Raw genomic sequence first — 18,167 nt, 5'->3', positions numbered from 1 at the left:
CAGAAATATCAACAGTTCATTTTGTAACGGCAAAACCTGACTGTTTGATATTCATAATCAGAAGTTAAATTTTCTTTTTGTGAAAAGCACGCTAAAAATGACTTTACTGTATTTTCAGCGAATTTTTTCCCGGCTTCAACGGGATTGATTTGCCCTTCCAAACTAAGTTCCCCGAAGTTTTTTCAGGAAGATTGATCTCTGCTTGCATGGGTTCTTGCTGCACTGTGCAGCCGACCGAAACCCTTTACCTGGATTGGAGTCAGACAGTTGTAATGTGCCAAAAAATTGATCTTCAAACTGTTGGACCTGTATACAATATTCTCCTTAACAAGCTCTTAATAAACCTAATGAGGTAATTGATCCCTGAACCTGCCATATACCCAGGTGCCTGTAACTGCACTAACCAATGTGACAATTATAACGGTAGCACCCATACCAATCTGTGCAAACAAGGGGCCCGGGCAAGCGCCGGTCAAACCCCAGCCCAGCCCGAACAATAACCCTCCGTAAATCTGTCCCTTGTTGAATTTCTTATAGGCGAAAGTGATAACTTCCCCTGAAATGGTTCTGATATCAAAGCGCTTGATAAGCCAAACTGAAATCATTCCGACTAGCACGGCGCTTCCGATAATACCATACATATGAAACGATTGCAGCCGAAACATCTCCTGGATCCTAAACCAGCTGATCACTTCTGCCTTCACGAAAAGTACTCCGAAAAGTAGTCCTACCACAAGATATTTCAAGTTGTAATACCATTTGTGTTGTTTTTGACTCTCATTGATGCAAATGGAATCCGTTGCCCGGATGTCATGTTCGCTTTGTGCCCTGGGAGCTATTGATAAATTTTCCATACTTTCTAGTCGTTTGTTTTGATAAAATCCGCAAAAAGGAAGTGTTGACTTGTTTGAAAAGGTGTAACATGCGCTGCATAAAAATGAGATTTTACCGAAAACGAATCTTTGAAGACATCGGCCAGTGGGGCCAGATCATACTGACTCACCGGCAACCCACTGCATTCCGAGGGGCCAGACAAAGAAAAAGTGCCCAGAATCATATGCCCTTTTAAAACCGAGTTTTCAGCGGTGCACTTATATTGGGCTTTCTGCTCAGCAGTGGTCAGGAAGTGAAACACCGCCCTGTCGTGCCAGATTGTGTATTGCCTTTCCGGTTTAAAATCCAGTATGTCGCCCACCAGCCAGGTAACCTGCTTAGACTTTTCTCCCAGTCGGTTTTGGGCTTTATGGATCGCTTTGGCCGAAATATCCAAAACCGTTATATCCGAATAACCGTCCAGCAATAGATAATCTACAAGCAGGCTGTCTCCTCCTCCAACGTCAATGATGGCACTGTCTTTTGCTGTATTTGTCTCCTTGATCAGGGTGAGAGACTGCACTGGCTTCTGTTCTGTCCAGCTTAACTGATCGGGTGACTTAGTACTATAAATATTTTCCCAATGTGCTTTCAAGTAATCTTTCATCTGCTTACATCATTAATATGAAAGGCAATATCCAGTTTGCCATTACAAATCCGCCGATCATAAAACAGATTGTTGCCACTAGTGAGGGCCATTGCAAGGTAGCAAGCCCCATAATTGCGTGGCCGCTCGTGCAGCCTCCGGCATAACGCGCGCCAAAACCTACCAAAAACCCACCACCAACCATCATGATAAATCCGGGCAGCGTCAAAAGCTTATTCCAACTTACCAGATCAACAGGCACGAGCGACGAAAAATCAGTTATACCATAAACACTAAGCTCTTTTACCAGTGACGGGTTGAGCTGGATTGGTGCGGTGTGGGCCAGAAATGTCACCGCGATCATCCCTCCGAAAAAGATGCCCAGCACAAAAAACATATTCCACAACTCCTTTTTCCAATCGTATTGAAAAAACGGGATTTTCGATGGGACGCACATGGCGCAAACATGTCGGAGCGATGATGAAATCCCAAAGGACTTATTACCCAGTATTAAAAGTGCAGGCACTGTAAGCCCAATCAGCGGCCCGGCCACATACCATGGCCAGGGCTGTTTTAGAGTTTCCAACAACAATGACATAATTCCCATAACAGTTTTTATAATAGTGTACTTGGACAAACATAATTGCTTACTTCTAACTTATCTGACTGCTTTATTGCCTTAAAACCGCCCTCGACATCGATCAGATTGTCATATCCCCTTGCTTTGAGTACAGAGTTAAAAATCATTGACCGGTAACCGCCGGCACAGTGTACGAAGTACGTTTTGTTTTTATCGATCTGCGCCAGGTGATCATTGATATAATCCAGCGGGACATTTTCGGCATCCACGATATGCTCTGAGAGGAACTCACTTTCTTTGCGTACGTCCAGCACCCCCATGGTGGGGTCCATTTTCAAGCGTTCACTCATCTGGTCAGCGGTTACTGACTGGATCCGACCAACTTCTTTACCGGCTTTTACCCAAGCATTGATCCCGCCTTTCAAATATCCGATCGTATGGTCATAGCCAACACGCGCAAGGCGGGTCACTACTTCTTCTTCCCTGCCATGCTCAGTGATTACCAATATGTTCTGTTTGATGTCGGGAATAAGCGTCCCTACCCAGGGAGCAAAGCCACCGTTAATTCCGATGTTGATCGAGTTAGGTATAAATCCTTTTGCAAAGATTTCCGCATCCCGGGTATCAAGCATTAGTGCGCCGGTTTCGTTTGCTGCCGCCTCAAAAGCCGCCGCATCCAGCCCGCGGGCTCCGCGCTCGAGAACCCTGTCAATGCTTTCGTACCCCTGAATATTCATCAAAACGTTTTCGGGGAAGTAAGCCGGGGGCGGCATCAGCCCATGGGTGACTTCTTTGACAAACTCTGCCTTGGTCATATCTGGCCTAAGTGCATAATTAGAGATTTTCTGGCTACCCAGCGTATCGGTTGTTTCCTTGCTCATGTTTTTACCGCACGCACTTCCTGCGCCGTGGGCCGGATAAACAATGATCTCATCAACAAGTGGCATAATCTTATCGCGTAACGAATCAAAAAGATGCTCTGCCAGCTTTTGCTGCGTCAACTCGGCGGATACCTTTTGGGCCAGGTCAGGACGCCCGACATCGCCAATGAACAAGGTGTCTCCCGTAAAAATGCCGACCTGCTTTCCCTGCTCATCACTTAACAGATAACAGGAGCTCTCCATAGTGTGCCCTGGCGTATGCAGTACTGTTAGTGAAACATCGCCCACTTTCAGCACCTGACCGTCCACTGCTACGAGCGCATCAAAGCCGGGCTTTGCGGTTGGACCAAAAACGATCTGCGCACCTGTTTTTTCAGCGAGGTCAATATGGCCAGACACGAAATCCGCGTGAAAATGTGTTTCTAGCACATATTTTATTTTTGCTCCATCTCTTTCAGCACGGTTGATATAGGGCCCCACTTCACGGAGCGGGTCGATCACCACAGCTTCCCCATTACTTTCAATATAATAAGCGCCTTGTGAGAGGCAGCCGGTATAGATTTGTTCGAGTTTCATACTTGTTGTCTTTATTGATCAATCCTATTTGAATGAACTATACAAATTTCGGGATGTTAAGCTGGCTGGTCAGTGACATCTGTCACATTGCAAAAGAAAATTAAAACGATTCTTATTTTTTGGGTATGTGCGTGCGAGCTTTATCGAAGATGGACCAGCTCTGTGGATATAATGTAAATTCCCATCGCCAGCACAAACCAGCCAAACCCTTTTTTCAAAGACCCAGCGTTTACCCTTTTGGCTAGGATGCCCCCGATCACAATACCAGCCATAGCGATACAAGTGATTCTTAGTAAAAAAGCCCAGTCAATAATCAGATGTCCTATGTCCCCTGCAAATCCGACAAGAGAATTCAGCGCGATAATCAGAAGCGAAGTACCAACAGCCTCTTTCATGGGCATACCGAGCACTAACACCAAGGTGGGTATCAGCAGAAACCCGCCCCCGGCTCCCAGAAAACCGGTAGTAAGCCCGATGCCAATGCCACTTAAAAGCATCCGGGTAATATTACCCTTTAAATCACACTTCATACACCCCGGTTTACGCTCCTTGCTTTTGATCATGCCCACCGATGCCGCTACCATCAGCACAGCAAAAAGCATCATCGTTAATAAAGGTTCAGTGATACGAAATGCGCCAAGGCTGAAAAGTTCATGAGGAACCAAAGAAATTAAAAACTTACGCGTCAAGAAAACCGTTGTGATCGATGTGCTTCCAAACAGCAACGCTGTTTTAATTTTGACCGCACCATTCCGGTAATTGCTGTATGCCCCGACAAGGCTCGTTGACCCCACAATAAACAGCGAGTAGGATGTCGATACCAAAGGACTAATGCCAAACATGTAGACCAGGACCGGCACAGTCAGGATGGACCCGCCCCCGCCAATCATACCCAACGAAATACCAATAAATACAGAAGCTATATAAGCGATGATTTCCATTTTTTGTATTGATTACACTACAAAAATCAGAAGTGTCGATCACCTTGAAAGTGACAAAGATCACATACATGAAATATTGTTATGGTGAACTTCGCCACAGATGAAAATTGGGGGATTTCCCTGAATGCTTTTGCTAAAAGGCCTTGGGGAACCTTTTTGGACTGGGTTTATTTTATCACATTACGCATCGCTTAATCATTTCGCTAACCATGAGTGAAGATATTTCGTACTATCTCGATTCCGTTTTTCCGGATTTTGAACCTGAATTAAAAGAACGTTTGATCAAGGATTGTATCCTGAAAACTATTCCGGCCGGGGAGGTAATCATGAGAACCGGACAATATATCAAACACACCTTGCTCATTGGAAGCGGCAGGGTAAGACTTTATCGTCAGGGTGACGATGGCCAGGAAGCTTTCATTTATGATCTGGAACCAGGAAATGCATGCGCATTGTCAATGATCTGTAATACCAGACAAGAGGCCAGCGAGATCATGGCCAAAACAGTGGAAGATACTGTTGCGGTCATGATACCGATCCAGTTGATGGACGAGCTGATGCAGAAATATAAAACCTGGTATTACTTTGTCATCGCCAACTACCGGGCCCGCTTTGAAGAACTGCTGCTGGTATTTGACAATGTAGTCTTCAAGGGCATGGACCAAAGGCTGGAATTTTATCTGAAAAACCAATTTTCGAACAGCAAGGGGAGCCAGATTTTTATCACCCATCAGGAAATTGCCAATGATCTGAATACTTCGCGGGAGGTTATATCAAGATTGTTAAAGAAAATGGAACAGGACAGAAAAATCAAACTACTGAGAAATAGTATCGAATGGCTAGCCCGGATGTAATCGAAAATAACCACTTAGTTTGACGCTTGAATAAGCTAAGTCTAGCTATATAATTTTGCAAATACGTCCGAAGACAGACAGCATCCGTAACGATTAATGAGCGTTAGTGAGAAGCCGAAATGGAAAATAGCTCCAATGTTTTACTTCGGCCTTTCAGCAGGTTCTCTCCGACCGATCTTATCACGTATGTGGCCGGAAGCCGAAGGACTTTAACAAGGTCCTCCGATACCAGCAAGTCAGCATCGAAATGATTGCAAAGTCCCTGGATCCTTGCAGAAGCGTTAAGTACGTCACCTGTAAAGATGATTTCCTTTTTCAGAGATCCGATTTCCCCGGCAGTTACCATACCAAAATGCAACCCGGCTTTAAACGCCGGTAAAACGCCGAACTTGCGGTTGTACTTTTCCGCCTGATTCTGCAAGGCCCGTTTCATAGCGAAGAAGCACTCTATACAATTATTATTTTTTAATCCTTCTTTCAGTTTCCAGCTGACGATCATCTCATCGCCAGCGTATTGATAAATCGTGCCCCCATAGTCAATAACAGCAACGGACAGGTCAAAAAAATACTCCTTTAACATCTCGAAGTACCTGACATGGCCAAGATTTTCCGCGATTGTGGTCGAGGACTTCATATCCAGAAACATAAATATTCTTTCTTCCTCTACGGGATGATGGTATTTCCCCAAGAAAAAATTACTCAATGTGCCTGGTCCGATACTCTGGCTAAATTCAGCATAAAATTGCGTAATCAGGATCAAGACAGCGATGTACAGCATCAGACCGACCACAGCGTAGTCAGTAAAAAATGCCCTTGCTGGTGATAACAGGTTTTCAAAAGAGTCCGTACTGTGTATATAAAGTGCATTGCTCAACAGCAAGACAAACAGAAAAATGCTAACAATGATCAGGTAAAGGAGGGATTTAAATACGATCTTCCTTGTAAAACTCTTTTTTATAAACCACTTGCTGAAATAACCGATTTCCAGAATTCCGGTAACCAGACCCATCATCAGGCCCGCAGCGGGGATGGCAAAAATGTTTGTTGCAAATTTATACGGATTGCCTGTAGATGGATAGCGGTCCAGATCTCCAAGAATTCCTTTTTCCAGCACGCAATAAATCAGGCTAAAAATAAACCACAATACTCCAAAAGGAATGACACGGGCAACATTTCTTTTGGTTTTCGGTGACATCATGGATTGAGCTATTGTGGAATAGTCATCAAAATAACCTAAATCTTCAAAACAAACCCTTACTATTCACAGGGAAATATAAATTATTGCTATGTCTTCATTTTTTGTCAAGTGGAGTAGCAAGTATTTATATAGATTATTGCATTTCAAACCGATCATTCATTTTTCACTCGATGTTTTATCGGACACTTCATTGATTAGAACTACAAGCTGATATTTTCCATAAGCGATTTTGTTATCGATTTTATCAGTGCCTCCCTGTCTTTTTTTGCCTCTTTCAGCGTGGGCTCGATGCCTGAGGGTATTGTAAAATACTTTTCTGCCCATAAATGGATTTCAATAATCACGGGTAGCAGCTCAATTCCTTTTGGAGTAAGCCTGTACAGAATCTTCGCTCTACTGCCTGGGTGCTCCGATTTTTCAATCAAACCATTTTCTTCCAGTCCTTTGAGCCTGGAAGCCAGAATATTGGTGGCAATGCCTTCTGCTGACTTCAAAAAGTCATTATAGGTATTCTTATTATTAAACATTAAGTCCCTGATAATCAACAATGACCACTTGTCTCCAAAAATATCAAGTGAGCTGCTCAACAGACAATTCGACCTTTTTTTAACTGTTCCCATAAAATATTTCAAAAATCAACTTGCATTTTAAAAGTTGTTTGTACATTTGCATATCCACTTGCAATTAGCAAGCTAATTTAGCGTGTTTTAGACAAACAAAAAAATGAAAGCGATAGTATTTCACCAAACCGGCGGCCCACAAGTTCACCAATATGAAGAAGTACCTACGCCACAGCCAGCAAAATCAGAAGTGTTAATCCGGGTTGAAGCGGCAGGGGTGAACTTTGCAGATATTACCCGAAGGAAAGGCACCTATTATCCTGAGCAAACCGCTCCATCGTACTCACTCGGTGCAGAAGTGGTGGGTAAACTAAACCTTCAGATTGGCGCAGTCCTGCCACTTTCACAGGCCGCAGAAGCACACCGTCTGGTGGAAGGACGTCATTCAACCGGAAAAGCGGTGCTGACTCCCTGGAATTAAACCCTAATCTTTCATTTTTTGAACGTTGCATCAAAATGGAGCGGAAGTCTTGATCGGCAGGATAATCCGTATCACACCAAACTCCCCAAGACAATAGGGAAGGCTATTTACAACCCACATTGACTATTATCTCAGGCAATTCGGAGCATAAGTTTAACATTTAAAAAAAACATAATCATGGAATTAAAAGGTAAAACAATACTCATCACTGGCGGAACTGCCGGCATAGGGTTAGAAGCAGTAAAGCAGTTCTTAGAAGCAGGATGCAAGGTGATTGTAACGGGCAGAAACCAGGCTAAACTGGATGAAGCCAAAAGAAAATATCCTGGCATAGTTGCCATTAACAGCGACGCAGGTAATTTTAGCGATGCAAAATCACTGTTAGCGCAGGTAGCCGACTTGGGAGGCATTGACATTCTTTATAACAATGCAGGCATTTTCGGCAAGCCCGATAATCTGGGTGTGAGCAGCGATATCCATTATGAAAAGGCAAAAGAAGAAATAGACATCAATTATTTAGGAGTAATCCATATGAACAATTTGTTTATGGATATGCTCAAATCAAGGAATGAAGCGGCGATCATTAATGTATCTTCTTTTTTAAGTCACCTGCCTTTGACGCTCTCCCCAACCTACTCTGCATCCAAAGCAGCAGTCCGCTTTTACACAGTTGCCCTGCGTGATCACCTGAAAATGATTAACAGTAACGTGAAAGTGTTTGAATTACAACCTCCGGTAGTTGCTACCGAGATGACCAAAGATTTCCAGAGTGATAAAATGTCGCCCGAGGATTTGGTAAAAGGACTTATTTCGAGTTTGAGAAACGATACATATACCATCCGGTTAGGGCTTACCAAAGCGATCTATTATCTAAACAGGTTCTTTCCTGGCTTCGCAAACAAACTTTTAAATCCTGCAAAAGCTAATGGCCCGCTCTTAAAGTCCTAGTATTACCTTGATGATGGATAAGGGCGGCTTGTAATTCCACTACCCCCTTTCCCTTTGTGCCATTTAACGGCGGCGGCGTAATCCGGGACGCGTATACCCACGTGGTTGCCACTTTTGCGATACTAATGTGGTTTAATGCGTAACTGATTGAGGGAGGGTGTGCGTACATGAATTAATCCAAGTTGATTTGCCCAAAACTATCCTGGAATTTTCCCTCGGACAATTTCCGATCAAACTGTTCACCGATAGTCTTAACCATTAATTTATCCGAATCAATAAGTGTAAGTGATTTCGTCTGCAAATTGGCATATAAGGTCATTACCTTTCCGTTGATCCTAAACCTGGTCACAACCAGATCTCCGGTCTCATCTGTACTTTCAATGATAGCAGTCGGGTAGTTTTCTTTAACCATTGCATAAAATGAGCGGTCATTTCCGAGCAGCCAAACAGGGCAATAATGCCGGACAAAACAGTCATTATATATACGAATTGAAACAGAAAAATTTTGATTCCTGACACTTACCTAAGTCTTTCAATGGCTGATTCGAGCGTTTTATCTACACCTCTCAGCACGTCTGATTTTTGATTTAAACTTACAATTTTCGGCGTAATACCGATCCCTTCATAGCTTTTACCGTCTGAGCCGCGATAGTCGCCTACACCAATGGTGACTATCCAGCCATTCGGTAATTGATGGGCGATCACATCGGAAAATGCGCCTGCTGTTTTGGTGCCCATGTGGGTAACATTGGCATTTTCTCTCATCGCAAATGTGAAAGTTTCTCCGGCGCTCAATGTGGTGGATGTGGTCAGCAAGATAACCGGTTTTGTATATTGTGTTTTGCCCGTTGGCTCGATATACCATTCTACTGGGGCTGCAAACTGGTCGTGGCGCGGGCCATTTCTCTTCTTAGCTGTCATGAATAATTTCCTCGAACCCGCAAAACGGCTTGCTATATACGCACTCACATGGTCGGAGCCGCCTGTGTGGTCCCTGATGTCGAATACGATTCCTTTCGTGGAAGCTAATGCATTGAGTGCTTTGTCCATCCCATTTTCAAAAACCGACAATTTATCCTTGAATGCGTCGATATGAATGTAACCAACCTCTGGGGTCAACTTTCCATAACCGAAATCCTCCGTTATTTCCTGGTAATCAGTCAGGTATTTTTCCCGGACTACTTTGAAATCAAAACCTTCCTGAGCGGGTATATGCCCATTTTCGCCGCTGTTATAATCTGTCAGCTGCTTGCTGTTTGTGTAGATATTGATGTGTTTGTCATCCAATGTATGCACCGCAGAAGACAATACAGCAAACAATTCGGCATCTGTCTTGGCAGCCCTGGCTTTTGGTAAATGGGAAGCATACACCTCATTCCAGTCGATATTTTTCACCAGGAACAACCCGTAGTGACTGTCAAATTTTTCCCACATCTGCTGGAAATTGCTTTCGCTGGAGTTATTGTTCTCATATCCGACCATCGTTTCCTGACATGAGGTGAGCGAAAAAAGGACGGTCATTAAAATTCCTGAGAGTATTGTTATTTGCTTTTTCATGATTGCTATTTTAAAAAGTTAAACCAAGGGATAAATGATTGCCTGCCTGCGTCAGATGCCGCGGTTTGTAATAATGCATCCAGGATCCTTCGTACCTGATCTCCACAGCGATACGCCTTTTTACCAGCAATGGATACTTGATTGAAAATCGGGCATTTTGAAAATGATTGAGCGTTGCAACCTTATTATTTCCTGAAAAAAATGCGCCTAAATCCGACTTCCCAGGTTCGCCGGGCGACTGATGATGGGGAAGCCGGGTGATCACCGAAACGAGTGGAACTGCCAGTTCAAAAATAAGCGGTTTGCCATTTTTTAAAAAATAGTCGAATCGCGCTTTGGCATTGAATGAACTGTAGTTGATCACGCCAACATTCATAAATCCGGGTGTGTAGGTTAAACTTTCTTCCAAACTTCCACCCAGGTAAATCGCTTTGGATTCACTCCGCAGCTGCTGCATTTCACGTAAATACCCCACTTGCAGGTCGAACCCGATCTGAACCATTTGAAGTACCATATCCTCCGTCGTTTCAACCCCGTGAATATCTGTTTCGTTAGCATATATAACAACTGCACCGCCGGAATTGGGTTTTAACGAACCCATAAAGACATTGAGATCAGACGAAAAAATCCCATTTTCAGACTTCCTCGAATAACCCAGTTGAAGGTCTGTTCTGAGCGACTTATACATTAAAGGGGAGTATAAGAGATCGAGCGTTTTGATGTAATTGGCGCCTAACCCTATCCGAAACTGGTTTCTATCAGGTTCAGGTTCAGCATTTTCCTGAGAATATGCCTGGATCGCAGTGAGCAGGAAGGCAAAGGAAAGACACAGTTTTATTATATTATTTTTCATGGCAGCAGGTAAAAATGTGTTTGATAAAAAAGACTCAAAGGGTTTAGAATGAAAAAGGCAATTCATATTCTTTGCTGATGACCTTTGAACTCCGGCTTTTTACCTCAATTTTTGCTTTTAATGTTTCACCTACCACCAGGTAATTTTTGATAAACTGATCTTCATGGACCATCCAGGAGTAATCCGTTAACAGTAAATCAGTTACACCCGATTTTGAGGCCTGATAAGCCCAACGCTCGGTGATAGCAGGCTCGAAATTGATCGTTTGTCCCATATATGAAACTTGTATCCCGGGTAGCGAGCCATTTCCCAGTTCTGTACATTCGGTTACTGTGATATTTAATGACGAGCCATCTTCAAGATCTTTTACGGCCCATTGATCGATTACTGTTTTTACGTTTGACATTTTGTTTCGAAATATTAGTTTAGATACTGATTTGATCCCTTCGACTGGGTTGTCGTTAGGCGATACAAACGTAGGGAGGATCAACTGCAGCAAAAAGCTCCCGGCGTGTACAAAAGGTACTTCGCCCCAGAAATGAGGTAAACAAAAGGTGAACAAACGCGTTTTTAGGCCAATTTGGGGGGCAGAAAGATCAACTTAGCCGAAGTTGACCATCGATTCATATCATCTCAAATGACATACATCTGAAGTTCAGTGATTACTCGGAGGTGGCCGACACAGTAACGGGAAGTTGGGTCATTTCGGTGAGATGGGAAATATATGCGTCAAAAGAATTGCAATCACCGATCAGGATGGACTGCTGGACACCTTCTTTCAAGATTGCCGACAAATAAGCCCCGCCGCTGCTACGGTCGGGAAACACATTTTCACAATGGAAACTGGCAAGATTTTCCAATGGGAAGATCATCGCATTTTCCCGGTTAGCAAAACCCACTTTTACGTTAGGCGTATCACGCCAAAAAATAAAACCGGCGGAAGAAAGGATTAGCTGATTGGCAACTTTCTGCGGAGTTTGCTGAAAATATCGGGATTGTCTGAAACCCGAACCAATTCTAAATGAGTGTTCCAGGCACAGGTATTTGCTCAATTCAATGTTGGATTCGTAGGCAGGGTCGGTCAAATAATGAGGATATGTGCGCTCATTTTTTACATTGAAATATGCATATCCGGACTCATAAGAATAGCGGCTGTCAGACCAGTAAATCAATGCGAATTTTATTCCGTTAACCATCCATTGGCAGGAGTTCTGGTCATCTCTTTCGTATATGGATTCAGCATCGCCCAAGATCGTTTCGAGTGCCTTTTTTAACAATTTGTAATTTTGATCGCCGTTGCCGCTGATACGCACATTTGAATAAAAATCATCCAGCGGAACATCGAGGCGCAGATGGCCGGGAAATAAGTAACGCCAGTCGTCAAGAATGATGTTGCCGATCTGGACCGGAAAATGAAATCGCAGCTCTGTCAGTCCGTATTCATTGGTAGTTTGAGTGGTAAGTGGCGAGTCAACCAATTCCTGCGAAGTCATATCCCAGCTGATCCATTGGGGAGGTGACGAACAGATCCAGAAACCTTCGCATTTTCCTTTTTCGGTTGAATCCGGATGATCCGTAATTTTACAATTGTCGGGACTATCTGCACGCCAAAGTTCCACTTTCTGGGGTTTGCTGCTCGCCAAAATTTCGTAGAATTTCTTTTCATCCAGTAAGAACCGATCGGATAAGTGCTGAAAAAAAGCTTGAAATCCGGTGGCCGAGCAAGGGACAAAATGCTGGCTGTAATTATTAAGGACGAGATTCTGGGAACCCTCGGTTGTATAAACATAAATGTATTGAAGCTGGGCCAGATCAATCACAGTTTTCCGGTAACCTTCTTGGCGCGCGTAAATGGCTTTGTCGCCTTCCAGATAAACATTACCCTCTTTTTTAATGATAGCAGGAGCCGGGTTCTCCGGATTAAACAGCCTGTTGATCCATTGTCTCATATCCGCTTTGAAAATTTTAGTGACTGGGCGTACGTCGGCTTCCTACCTCATTTGTGCGTCCGCAAGTAATCACATTTCTCCGATAAATCCCATTTTCTAGTTTCTTACTTTAAACATTGAATAGAAAAAAAAAACCTCATTTACAGCTTACCTGGCGCATGTACACCTATTGTACACGTCATTTTTGATGGTCGATGACATTTTGTGTACCTCGTAAAATTGCTGTCTGCGAATATCTGCCCTACGTTTGTATCGCCTTCAACAAGAAGTTTCTTTCACAAAAAAGGCATAAACAAATCAATCGTTTTTTAATAACAATTTAAGCCATTCCCATGAAAAATCTATTTTCAACCAGTACGCCTAGGCGATCATCATACCTGTATCGGGCGATACTGCTCATTGCTTTACTGATATCGTTTCAAGGTTGTAAAGATCCTGACATCGTAACCGAGCCCGCAGTTGATCAGCAGGGTGGAGACGATGCTCAAATGCAAACACTTACCACTTATTTAGCAGAGCTCACAGGTGCGCCTATCAACAAAGTCAAATACTTGAAAGAAGAGAAAATGTTCATTGTTGATGGCGATATTCAAATTCACAGAAGCACTGCCGAAGGATATCTTAAATCCGGGAAGACAGGCAAGGCGAACCAACGACAGGTATTATTTTTACTAAGCGACGATCATGTTAAAGATATCAAGGTTTTTATCTATCCGCATATTACCGAAGACTGGAAAAAGGCCATCCGCCAGGCTATTGCAGACTGGAACAGCATGGAAGGCACAAAAGTTAATTTTCACGAAATATTAGTTGCCTCCAACCCCGATGTGGTTATAAACACAAAATTCGAACTTCCAATGCCGGGCACGGACCACTGGATAGCACGCCAACATATTCCGGATTCAGATGGCACAACTGGTGGTGGAATGACGATCAACACTTATTACAATGGTGAGAACTTTTTATCCATGTCTGAAAAAAGGTCTGCCATTGTTCACGAACTGGGCCACTCTTTTGGCCTCACCCACACGGATGAGCCGTTCTTAGCATATTTTGATTTTCAGGTTTGTAACACGCCCGCAATGGATAAATACTCGGTCATGAACTCATTTGTACGGCCTTGGAATGGATTTACATATTATGACTTCATTGCAGCTGAGGTCCTTTATCCGGCACATGACTGGAAATATTTACCTAGCCAGGCCACCGATGTAGCCGCAGCAACCGGATCGGATAGATCGTTGTGGATGATTAGCAAAGTACCAGTCAACGGCGGATTCACAATTAACCAGTATGATTATTTTAATAAAAAGTTCACGCAGGTTCCTGGGGGAGGTGTACGCATAGCCGTTGGTCCTGATGGTATTCCATGGGTTGTTAATAGCGTTGGGCAAATATTTAAACGTGTCAATTCCCAGTGGCAAATGCTGCCAGGAACTGCGCTTGACATCGCCGTTGGAGCTGACAATTCTGTATATATTGTAAGCATGACGCCAGCACCAGGTGGTTTTGCGATTAAAAAGTTGAAAAACAATAATTGGGAACAGATCCCGGGAAGAGGCGGAATGCGGATCGCTGTATCTTCGTATGGTTTTGCCTGGGTAATCGACACCGCTAACAAAGTACTCCAATATAACGGAGTAAATATGGTGGAGACTGGTGGTTTTGGAAGAGACATTGCGGCTGGGAGAAACAACAGTATCTTCGTCATCGGCTTAACCGCAGTTCCCGGAGGTTACTCGATAAAGAAATTTGAAAAAGATTGTTGGGTACAAATAGCTGGTGGCGGGGTAGCTATCTCCGCACACGGCACCGGCACTCAACCGGTAATTATTGACAATCTTGGGTTTGTACAGGAGTATTAGAATCATTGATGAAGCGAGGCCTGTTCGCGAAAGCTGAGCAGGCCTGCTTTTTGAGATGTGTCTGATAGCGTTTCTTCACCCGTAAATAAATAATTGTTGTTGGATAGGCCTGCTTCCCAGCCAACCCAAATACAACCGAGGGTATCAGACTTACGTCCGAGGGTTACACGCAAAGACAGGGAAATTTCCTGGCTTGCTGGGTCTTCACTACAGTAATCAAAGGGTTCAGGATAAGCTCTTGGTCAACCAATTGGCCATTAATCATGGAGTAACGGAGGCCTGATCACCTTAGGTGCGGCATTACCGGGCACTTTTAACTGATAGAACAATACCGCTATAGATTTGCGGACCAATACGTGGAACCCAGGTCTTCGAAATGAAACACGTTCAAGGTTTGAGGCGGGAGGCGTTTGAACCCTCGGCAAAATGTGAAGCATTATCAGTACTGAGATTAATCCCCAAGCTGTCCCTTCTTTCCGTTTAGTCCAAATGAAGCGTAGCAAGTTGGAGCTTACGTAGCGGATGATACGCCTAATATGGGAGGATAACTGGTTCACAATCTGTCCCAAAGTCAGCAGCTCACCGCCCGTGATGGTGTAAGCCCTGTTTTTGTGACTTTTGAAGTTCATGAGTACCATAGCAATGGACCGCCCCACATCAGCCACATCGACCCACAAAAACGGTGCATCACCGGCCGGTAAAACGATCCGGCCCATTTTGATAATGTCGTTTTTTTTCGTCGTTGTCAGGTTTTGCATGAAATAAGAAGGCCTGATGAAGGTATATGCAATACCACTTCTAATTGAGAATAATTAGTCAAAAAGCATAACCAGCGAACTCGGGAGCACTTCGCTGGTTATGCTTTGGACTAATTAACTATTTCTTATTGCAATGTCACTTTAATCATCTGGTTTACTGGAGGCAGTGTCGTAAACATGTTAGGATTGGGAACCGGCGCAATCGGTTTGCTTTCCATTAGCGGTGTCCCGGCAAGATTGAATTGCGTGATCCCGGCGCCAGGGAACTGATTGATCGCGGTACCATCATCATAGAGCCCCATCATGGATGAAATATCTCCCTTCATTGCGGCATCCACGCCATTGCCTTCGGATATAAAAAACCAGTCATTAGAAAACCCGTACATGGTCGCCACTGCGATGCGGTCGCCAGCTGTCAGGTTCAGCACCTGGGAAACCTTACCACCGGGCTGTCCGCCAATGGAGGGAAGGAGCACATTGGTACCATCCGCATGCAAAACATAGACTTCTTTCACATTCGGTTTGGTTTTGAGCGCGGCCGCCAGTGGATCAGCATTGCCTCGTTGTGCCAGCATCGTCAACCCTTCGCCCCGGTCGGCTTCCCCGTCTTTAAAGATGGGGCTTTCTGTTCCGGTATACACAACCACGAGTATCGGAGACAATGGAGTAAAAATACCGGTGATACCTGCTATATAGGTACTTAAGGGGCCATTATCCCCCATTTCAGCAATAGACGTAAGCCCATTGGCGGTAGGCTGTGCCTTGCTATAAAGGGGCGCTGCATTCAGCAGATTCCCGCCCGCTATATGCGAAACTGACCATACGCCGGGGCTGAATGGAGTCTCATTGGCCGTACCTCCGGAAATATTTTTAATAGTAAGTGTAAAATAGGAGCTTCCGTCATATTTCAGCGTTGCACTCATCAGTTTGGAAACGGGCAAGTAGGCATTACCCTGCGCGTCTGTACCCACCACTTCCATGATATTTTTTAGATCAGGCACGCCTGGGTGCATTACTGCCGCGCCAGGTGCCTGGTTGAGACGGGTCCCATTGTCCCAAAGTTTAATCTGCGCTGAAACATCCCCTTCAATCGGGGTGCCGTCTGGCTGATACACGACTATGCCGGGATTTTCAGGAGCGAAAAACAAATCATTAGACCATCCGTACATCGTCGCGAAGCTGAGCGCTTCACCTTTTGCAGCCGAAAAATGGATGGTTACCGATTCGCCCGGAAGAATAACCGGAGGCGTACCGGCCCCTTTAAAAGTCCCGGATTCGACCAGCGGCTGTGCCTGAAGTACATTTTCAATGGTGATGGTCGAACTTTCAACCTGAACAGGGTGGTCTTCCAAAGAGCAAGAAGTAAGGACAATTATTGGTACCATGGCGGGCACAGAAAGTACTCTGAAAAATTGTCGAAGTTTCATAGAATTCGTTTTTTGGTTTTTGCAAACAAACGCAATTGGTGTCTCAGAGAAATGACGGAATTATAACAAAAGTATCACGGCGCCGTTTGTGTACTTTTTTTTCTCAATTTTGGATGATTTCTTTTAACCAGGTCCTTTCCATGCAAAAAGTACTGATTATTGAAGACGACCCTAATATTGTCGAATTGTTGAAAATACATCTGAACGATCTGGCATGTAATGTCTCCTCGGTCGGAAACGGGCAGGCCGGCCTTGCGATCACGCAGGCACAGGCTTTTGACCTGATCATCCTCGACCTGATGCTGCCAGGTCTCAACGGAATGGAAATCTGTCGCAGGATAAGACAAAACGACCGTCGTACACCTATCCTGATTTTGTCCGCCAAGTCCGAAGAGATTGATAAAGTGATCGGCCTGGAAACAGGCGCAGACGATTATCTTACCAAACCATTCAGTATCCGGGAATTCATTGCACGTGTGAAGGTGATATTTCGCAGAACGGAGGAAAGCAGCGCTTTTATAAGCGACATTACTGCGTCACTGATCCGCGCCGGTGAACTGGAAATTGATATTGACAAAAGACGTGTAATGCTCAACGAGAGCAGGATTGATCTGACCCTACGAGAGTTTGACCTGATTGCGTTACTGGCCGCTAACCCGGGGAAAAGTTATAGTAGAAAACGATTGCTTAGCCTGGTGTGGGGTTATGATTTTGAAGGTTATGAGCATACTGTAAACTCCCACATAAACAGGCTTCGGGGAAAAATTGAAGAGGATATTTCAAATCCAAAGTACATTTTGACCTCTTGGGGCGTAGGTTACCGGTTTAATGAAGAATTATAATACCCTGTTATGTCTGTAAAAACCATTCGCGGCAATCTGTTATTCTGGAAAATAACTGCCGTTTTTTTCACGCTGCTGATCGTGCTTGGCACTGTCTTTATTCTCATCGCATCGCGGCTTTCGAGATCTTATTATACGGCGGCGCATCAGCAGCTTTATGGAAACATTGCCTCTCACCTGGCCACCTTCACCCATCCGCTGAAAGATGGAAAACCTGACACGACCGTCACACACGATATTATCCACTCTATTATGGTGGCTAATCCAAGTGTAGAGGTGTACTTGCTTGATACCACCGGTAACATTACTGATTATGTAGTACCTGACAAGTCGGTTCGACAGCACCGTGTCAATATAACATTAGTAAAGCAATGGCTCGGCACCAAAGGCAGCGAACGTCCACTCGGCGATAATCCCAAAGAACCTGACGAGCCTGGT

The 18,167-nt window shown here is 44.3% G+C and carries 19 protein-coding genes and 1 pseudogene; 6 read left to right on the top strand and 14 right to left on the bottom strand.

Features of this window, described 5'->3' with window-relative positions; genetic code table 11:
• Nucleotides 1-344: 344 nt before the first annotated feature.
• The 5 genes from ABIO93_RS25680 to ABIO93_RS25660 form a co-directional block, all read right to left on the bottom strand.
• Complete coding sequence (locus ABIO93_RS25680) at nt 345-854, bottom strand: DUF6691 family protein (RefSeq protein ID WP_348072861.1); 510 nt, start codon at nt 852-854, stop codon at nt 345-347.
• Between the two features lie 5 nt (nt 855-859).
• The gene (locus ABIO93_RS25675; RefSeq protein ID WP_348072860.1) at nt 860-1,480 is read right to left on the bottom strand and encodes a class I SAM-dependent methyltransferase; all 621 of its coding nucleotides are present in this window, start codon (nt 1,478-1,480) and stop codon (nt 860-862) included.
• A gap of 4 nt (nt 1,481-1,484) precedes the next feature.
• Nucleotides 1,485-2,057, bottom strand: a complete 573-nt coding sequence (locus ABIO93_RS25670; protein WP_348072859.1) for a YeeE/YedE thiosulfate transporter family protein — start codon at nt 2,055-2,057, stop codon at nt 1,485-1,487.
• Between the two features lie 17 nt (nt 2,058-2,074).
• Entirely contained in the window at nt 2,075-3,496 is a 1,422-nt protein-coding gene (locus ABIO93_RS25665; protein WP_348072858.1) for an MBL fold metallo-hydrolase, read from the bottom strand.
• A 140-nt stretch (nt 3,497-3,636) separates the two neighbouring features.
• Nucleotides 3,637-4,437, bottom strand: coding sequence for a sulfite exporter TauE/SafE family protein (locus tag ABIO93_RS25660; protein WP_348072857.1), 801 nt, complete (start codon nt 4,435-4,437; stop codon nt 3,637-3,639).
• Nucleotides 4,438-4,646: 209 nt separating this feature from the next.
• Here ABIO93_RS25660 and ABIO93_RS25655 point away from each other — a divergent pair, with 209 nt between their 5' ends.
• Nucleotides 4,647-5,291 carry a Crp/Fnr family transcriptional regulator gene (locus ABIO93_RS25655; RefSeq protein WP_348072856.1) on the top strand — a complete coding sequence of 215 codons (645 nt, stop codon included), beginning with the start codon at nt 4,647-4,649 and terminating at the stop codon, nt 5,289-5,291.
• A gap of 103 nt (nt 5,292-5,394) precedes the next feature.
• On the opposite strand, the gene ABIO93_RS25650 is transcribed toward ABIO93_RS25655, so the two are convergent.
• Together ABIO93_RS25650 and ABIO93_RS25645 are read right to left on the bottom strand one after the other, a co-directional pair.
• A complete protein-coding gene (locus ABIO93_RS25650) occupies nt 5,395-6,489 on the bottom strand; it encodes an adenylate/guanylate cyclase domain-containing protein (RefSeq protein ID WP_348072855.1) in 1,095 nt (364 codons plus the stop codon).
• A gap of 200 nt (nt 6,490-6,689) precedes the next feature.
• On the bottom strand, nt 6,690-7,109 hold the full coding sequence (locus ABIO93_RS25645) for a helix-turn-helix domain-containing protein (RefSeq protein WP_348072854.1): 420 nt from the start codon (nt 7,107-7,109) through the stop codon (nt 6,690-6,692).
• Between the two features lie 103 nt (nt 7,110-7,212).
• Here ABIO93_RS25645 and ABIO93_RS25640 point away from each other — a divergent pair, with 103 nt between their 5' ends.
• Nucleotides 7,213-7,530, top strand: coding sequence for a zinc-binding dehydrogenase (locus ABIO93_RS25640; RefSeq protein WP_348072853.1), 318 nt, complete (start codon nt 7,213-7,215; stop codon nt 7,528-7,530).
• 177 nt (nt 7,531-7,707) lie between these two features.
• A complete protein-coding gene (locus ABIO93_RS25635; protein WP_348072852.1) occupies nt 7,708-8,478 on the top strand; it encodes an SDR family NAD(P)-dependent oxidoreductase in 771 nt (256 codons plus the stop codon).
• Between the two features lie 172 nt (nt 8,479-8,650).
• Here the strand turns inward: ABIO93_RS25635 and ABIO93_RS25630 are convergent, their stop codons facing one another.
• From ABIO93_RS25630 to ABIO93_RS25610, 5 genes are all read right to left on the bottom strand, one after another.
• Nucleotides 8,651-8,890, bottom strand: coding sequence for a hypothetical protein (locus ABIO93_RS25630; RefSeq protein WP_348072851.1), 240 nt, complete (start codon nt 8,888-8,890; stop codon nt 8,651-8,653).
• Nucleotides 8,891-8,997: 107 nt separating this feature from the next.
• Nucleotides 8,998-10,035, bottom strand: coding sequence for a S41 family peptidase (locus tag ABIO93_RS25625; protein WP_348072850.1), 1,038 nt, complete (start codon nt 10,033-10,035; stop codon nt 8,998-9,000).
• A 10-nt stretch (nt 10,036-10,045) separates the two neighbouring features.
• Nucleotides 10,046-10,888, bottom strand: coding sequence for a hypothetical protein (locus ABIO93_RS25620; RefSeq protein ID WP_348072849.1), 843 nt, complete (start codon nt 10,886-10,888; stop codon nt 10,046-10,048).
• Between the two features lie 43 nt (nt 10,889-10,931).
• On the bottom strand, nt 10,932-11,294 hold the full coding sequence (locus ABIO93_RS25615; protein ID WP_348072848.1) for a hypothetical protein: 363 nt from the start codon (nt 11,292-11,294) through the stop codon (nt 10,932-10,934).
• A 256-nt stretch (nt 11,295-11,550) separates the two neighbouring features.
• The gene (locus ABIO93_RS25610; protein ID WP_348072847.1) at nt 11,551-12,837 is read right to left on the bottom strand and encodes a hypothetical protein; all 1,287 of its coding nucleotides are present in this window, start codon (nt 12,835-12,837) and stop codon (nt 11,551-11,553) included.
• A 332-nt stretch (nt 12,838-13,169) separates the two neighbouring features.
• Between ABIO93_RS25610 and ABIO93_RS25605 the strand changes: the two genes are divergently transcribed.
• Complete coding sequence (locus ABIO93_RS25605; protein WP_348072846.1) at nt 13,170-14,702, top strand: M57 family metalloprotease; 1,533 nt, start codon at nt 13,170-13,172, stop codon at nt 14,700-14,702.
• Between the two features lie 257 nt (nt 14,703-14,959).
• Here the strand turns inward: ABIO93_RS25605 and ABIO93_RS25600 are convergent, their stop codons facing one another.
• Nucleotides 14,960-15,493: an NmrA family NAD(P)-binding protein gene (locus ABIO93_RS25600; RefSeq protein ID WP_348073102.1), complete on the bottom strand. Its 534-nt coding sequence runs from the start codon at nt 15,491-15,493 to the stop codon at nt 14,960-14,962.
• Nucleotides 15,494-15,585: 92 nt separating this feature from the next.
• Nucleotides 15,586-16,887 (bottom strand): spondin domain-containing protein, encoded by a 1,302-nt coding sequence (locus ABIO93_RS25595; protein ID WP_348072845.1) that lies wholly within the window; start codon nt 16,885-16,887, stop codon nt 15,586-15,588.
• 140 nt (nt 16,888-17,027) lie between these two features.
• Between ABIO93_RS25595 and ABIO93_RS25590 the strand changes: the two genes are divergently transcribed.
• Both ABIO93_RS25590 and ABIO93_RS25585 read left to right on the top strand, forming a co-directional pair.
• Entirely contained in the window at nt 17,028-17,729 is a 702-nt protein-coding gene (locus ABIO93_RS25590) for a response regulator transcription factor (protein ID WP_348072844.1), read from the top strand.
• Between the two features lie 9 nt (nt 17,730-17,738).
• Nucleotides 17,739-18,167 (top strand): annotated as a pseudogene (locus ABIO93_RS25585) (sensor histidine kinase); the annotation flags it as partial.

The organism is Dyadobacter sp. (assembly GCF_039919315.1).
Taxonomy (GTDB): domain Bacteria; phylum Bacteroidota; class Bacteroidia; order Cytophagales; family Spirosomataceae; genus Dyadobacter.
Note: the sequence above shows the minus strand (reverse complement) of the source record. Positions and strands in the feature narration are given on the sequence as shown.

Bases quoted from the DNA above. Each gene is read 5' to 3' on its own strand.
- ABIO93_RS25640 (WP_348072853.1), top strand. From the start codon at position 7,213: ATGAAAGCGATAGTATTTCACCAAACCGGCGGCCCACAAGTTCACCAA.
- ABIO93_RS25635 (WP_348072852.1), top strand. From the start codon at position 7,708: ATGGAATTAAAAGGTAAAACAATACTCATCACTGGCGGAACTGCCGGC.
- ABIO93_RS25665 (WP_348072858.1), bottom strand. From the start codon at position 3,496: ATGAAACTCGAACAAATCTATACCGGCTGCCTCTCACAAGGCGCTTAT.
- ABIO93_RS25675 (WP_348072860.1), bottom strand. From the start codon at position 1,480: ATGAAAGATTACTTGAAAGCACATTGGGAAAATATTTATAGTACTAAG.
- ABIO93_RS25680 (WP_348072861.1), bottom strand. From the start codon at position 854: ATGGAAAATTTATCAATAGCTCCCAGGGCACAAAGCGAACATGACATC.
- ABIO93_RS25620 (WP_348072849.1), bottom strand. From the start codon at position 10,888: ATGAAAAATAATATAATAAAACTGTGTCTTTCCTTTGCCTTCCTGCTC.
- ABIO93_RS25605 (WP_348072846.1), top strand. From the start codon at position 13,170: ATGAAAAATCTATTTTCAACCAGTACGCCTAGGCGATCATCATACCTG.
- ABIO93_RS25625 (WP_348072850.1), bottom strand. From the start codon at position 10,035: ATGAAAAAGCAAATAACAATACTCTCAGGAATTTTAATGACCGTCCTT.
- ABIO93_RS25650 (WP_348072855.1), bottom strand. From the start codon at position 6,489: ATGATGTCACCGAAAACCAAAAGAAATGTTGCCCGTGTCATTCCTTTT.
- ABIO93_RS25595 (WP_348072845.1), bottom strand. From the start codon at position 16,887: ATGAAACTTCGACAATTTTTCAGAGTACTTTCTGTGCCCGCCATGGTA.
- ABIO93_RS25670 (WP_348072859.1), bottom strand. From the start codon at position 2,057: ATGTCATTGTTGTTGGAAACTCTAAAACAGCCCTGGCCATGGTATGTG.
- ABIO93_RS25615 (WP_348072848.1), bottom strand. From the start codon at position 11,294: ATGTCAAACGTAAAAACAGTAATCGATCAATGGGCCGTAAAAGATCTT.
- ABIO93_RS25655 (WP_348072856.1), top strand. From the start codon at position 4,647: ATGAGTGAAGATATTTCGTACTATCTCGATTCCGTTTTTCCGGATTTT.
- ABIO93_RS25610 (WP_348072847.1), bottom strand. From the start codon at position 12,837: ATGAGACAATGGATCAACAGGCTGTTTAATCCGGAGAACCCGGCTCCT.
- ABIO93_RS25645 (WP_348072854.1), bottom strand. From the start codon at position 7,109: ATGGGAACAGTTAAAAAAAGGTCGAATTGTCTGTTGAGCAGCTCACTT.
- ABIO93_RS25590 (WP_348072844.1), top strand. From the start codon at position 17,028: ATGCAAAAAGTACTGATTATTGAAGACGACCCTAATATTGTCGAATTG.
- ABIO93_RS25660 (WP_348072857.1), bottom strand. From the start codon at position 4,437: ATGGAAATCATCGCTTATATAGCTTCTGTATTTATTGGTATTTCGTTG.
- ABIO93_RS25630 (WP_348072851.1), bottom strand. From the start codon at position 8,890: ATGGTTAAAGAAAACTACCCGACTGCTATCATTGAAAGTACAGATGAG.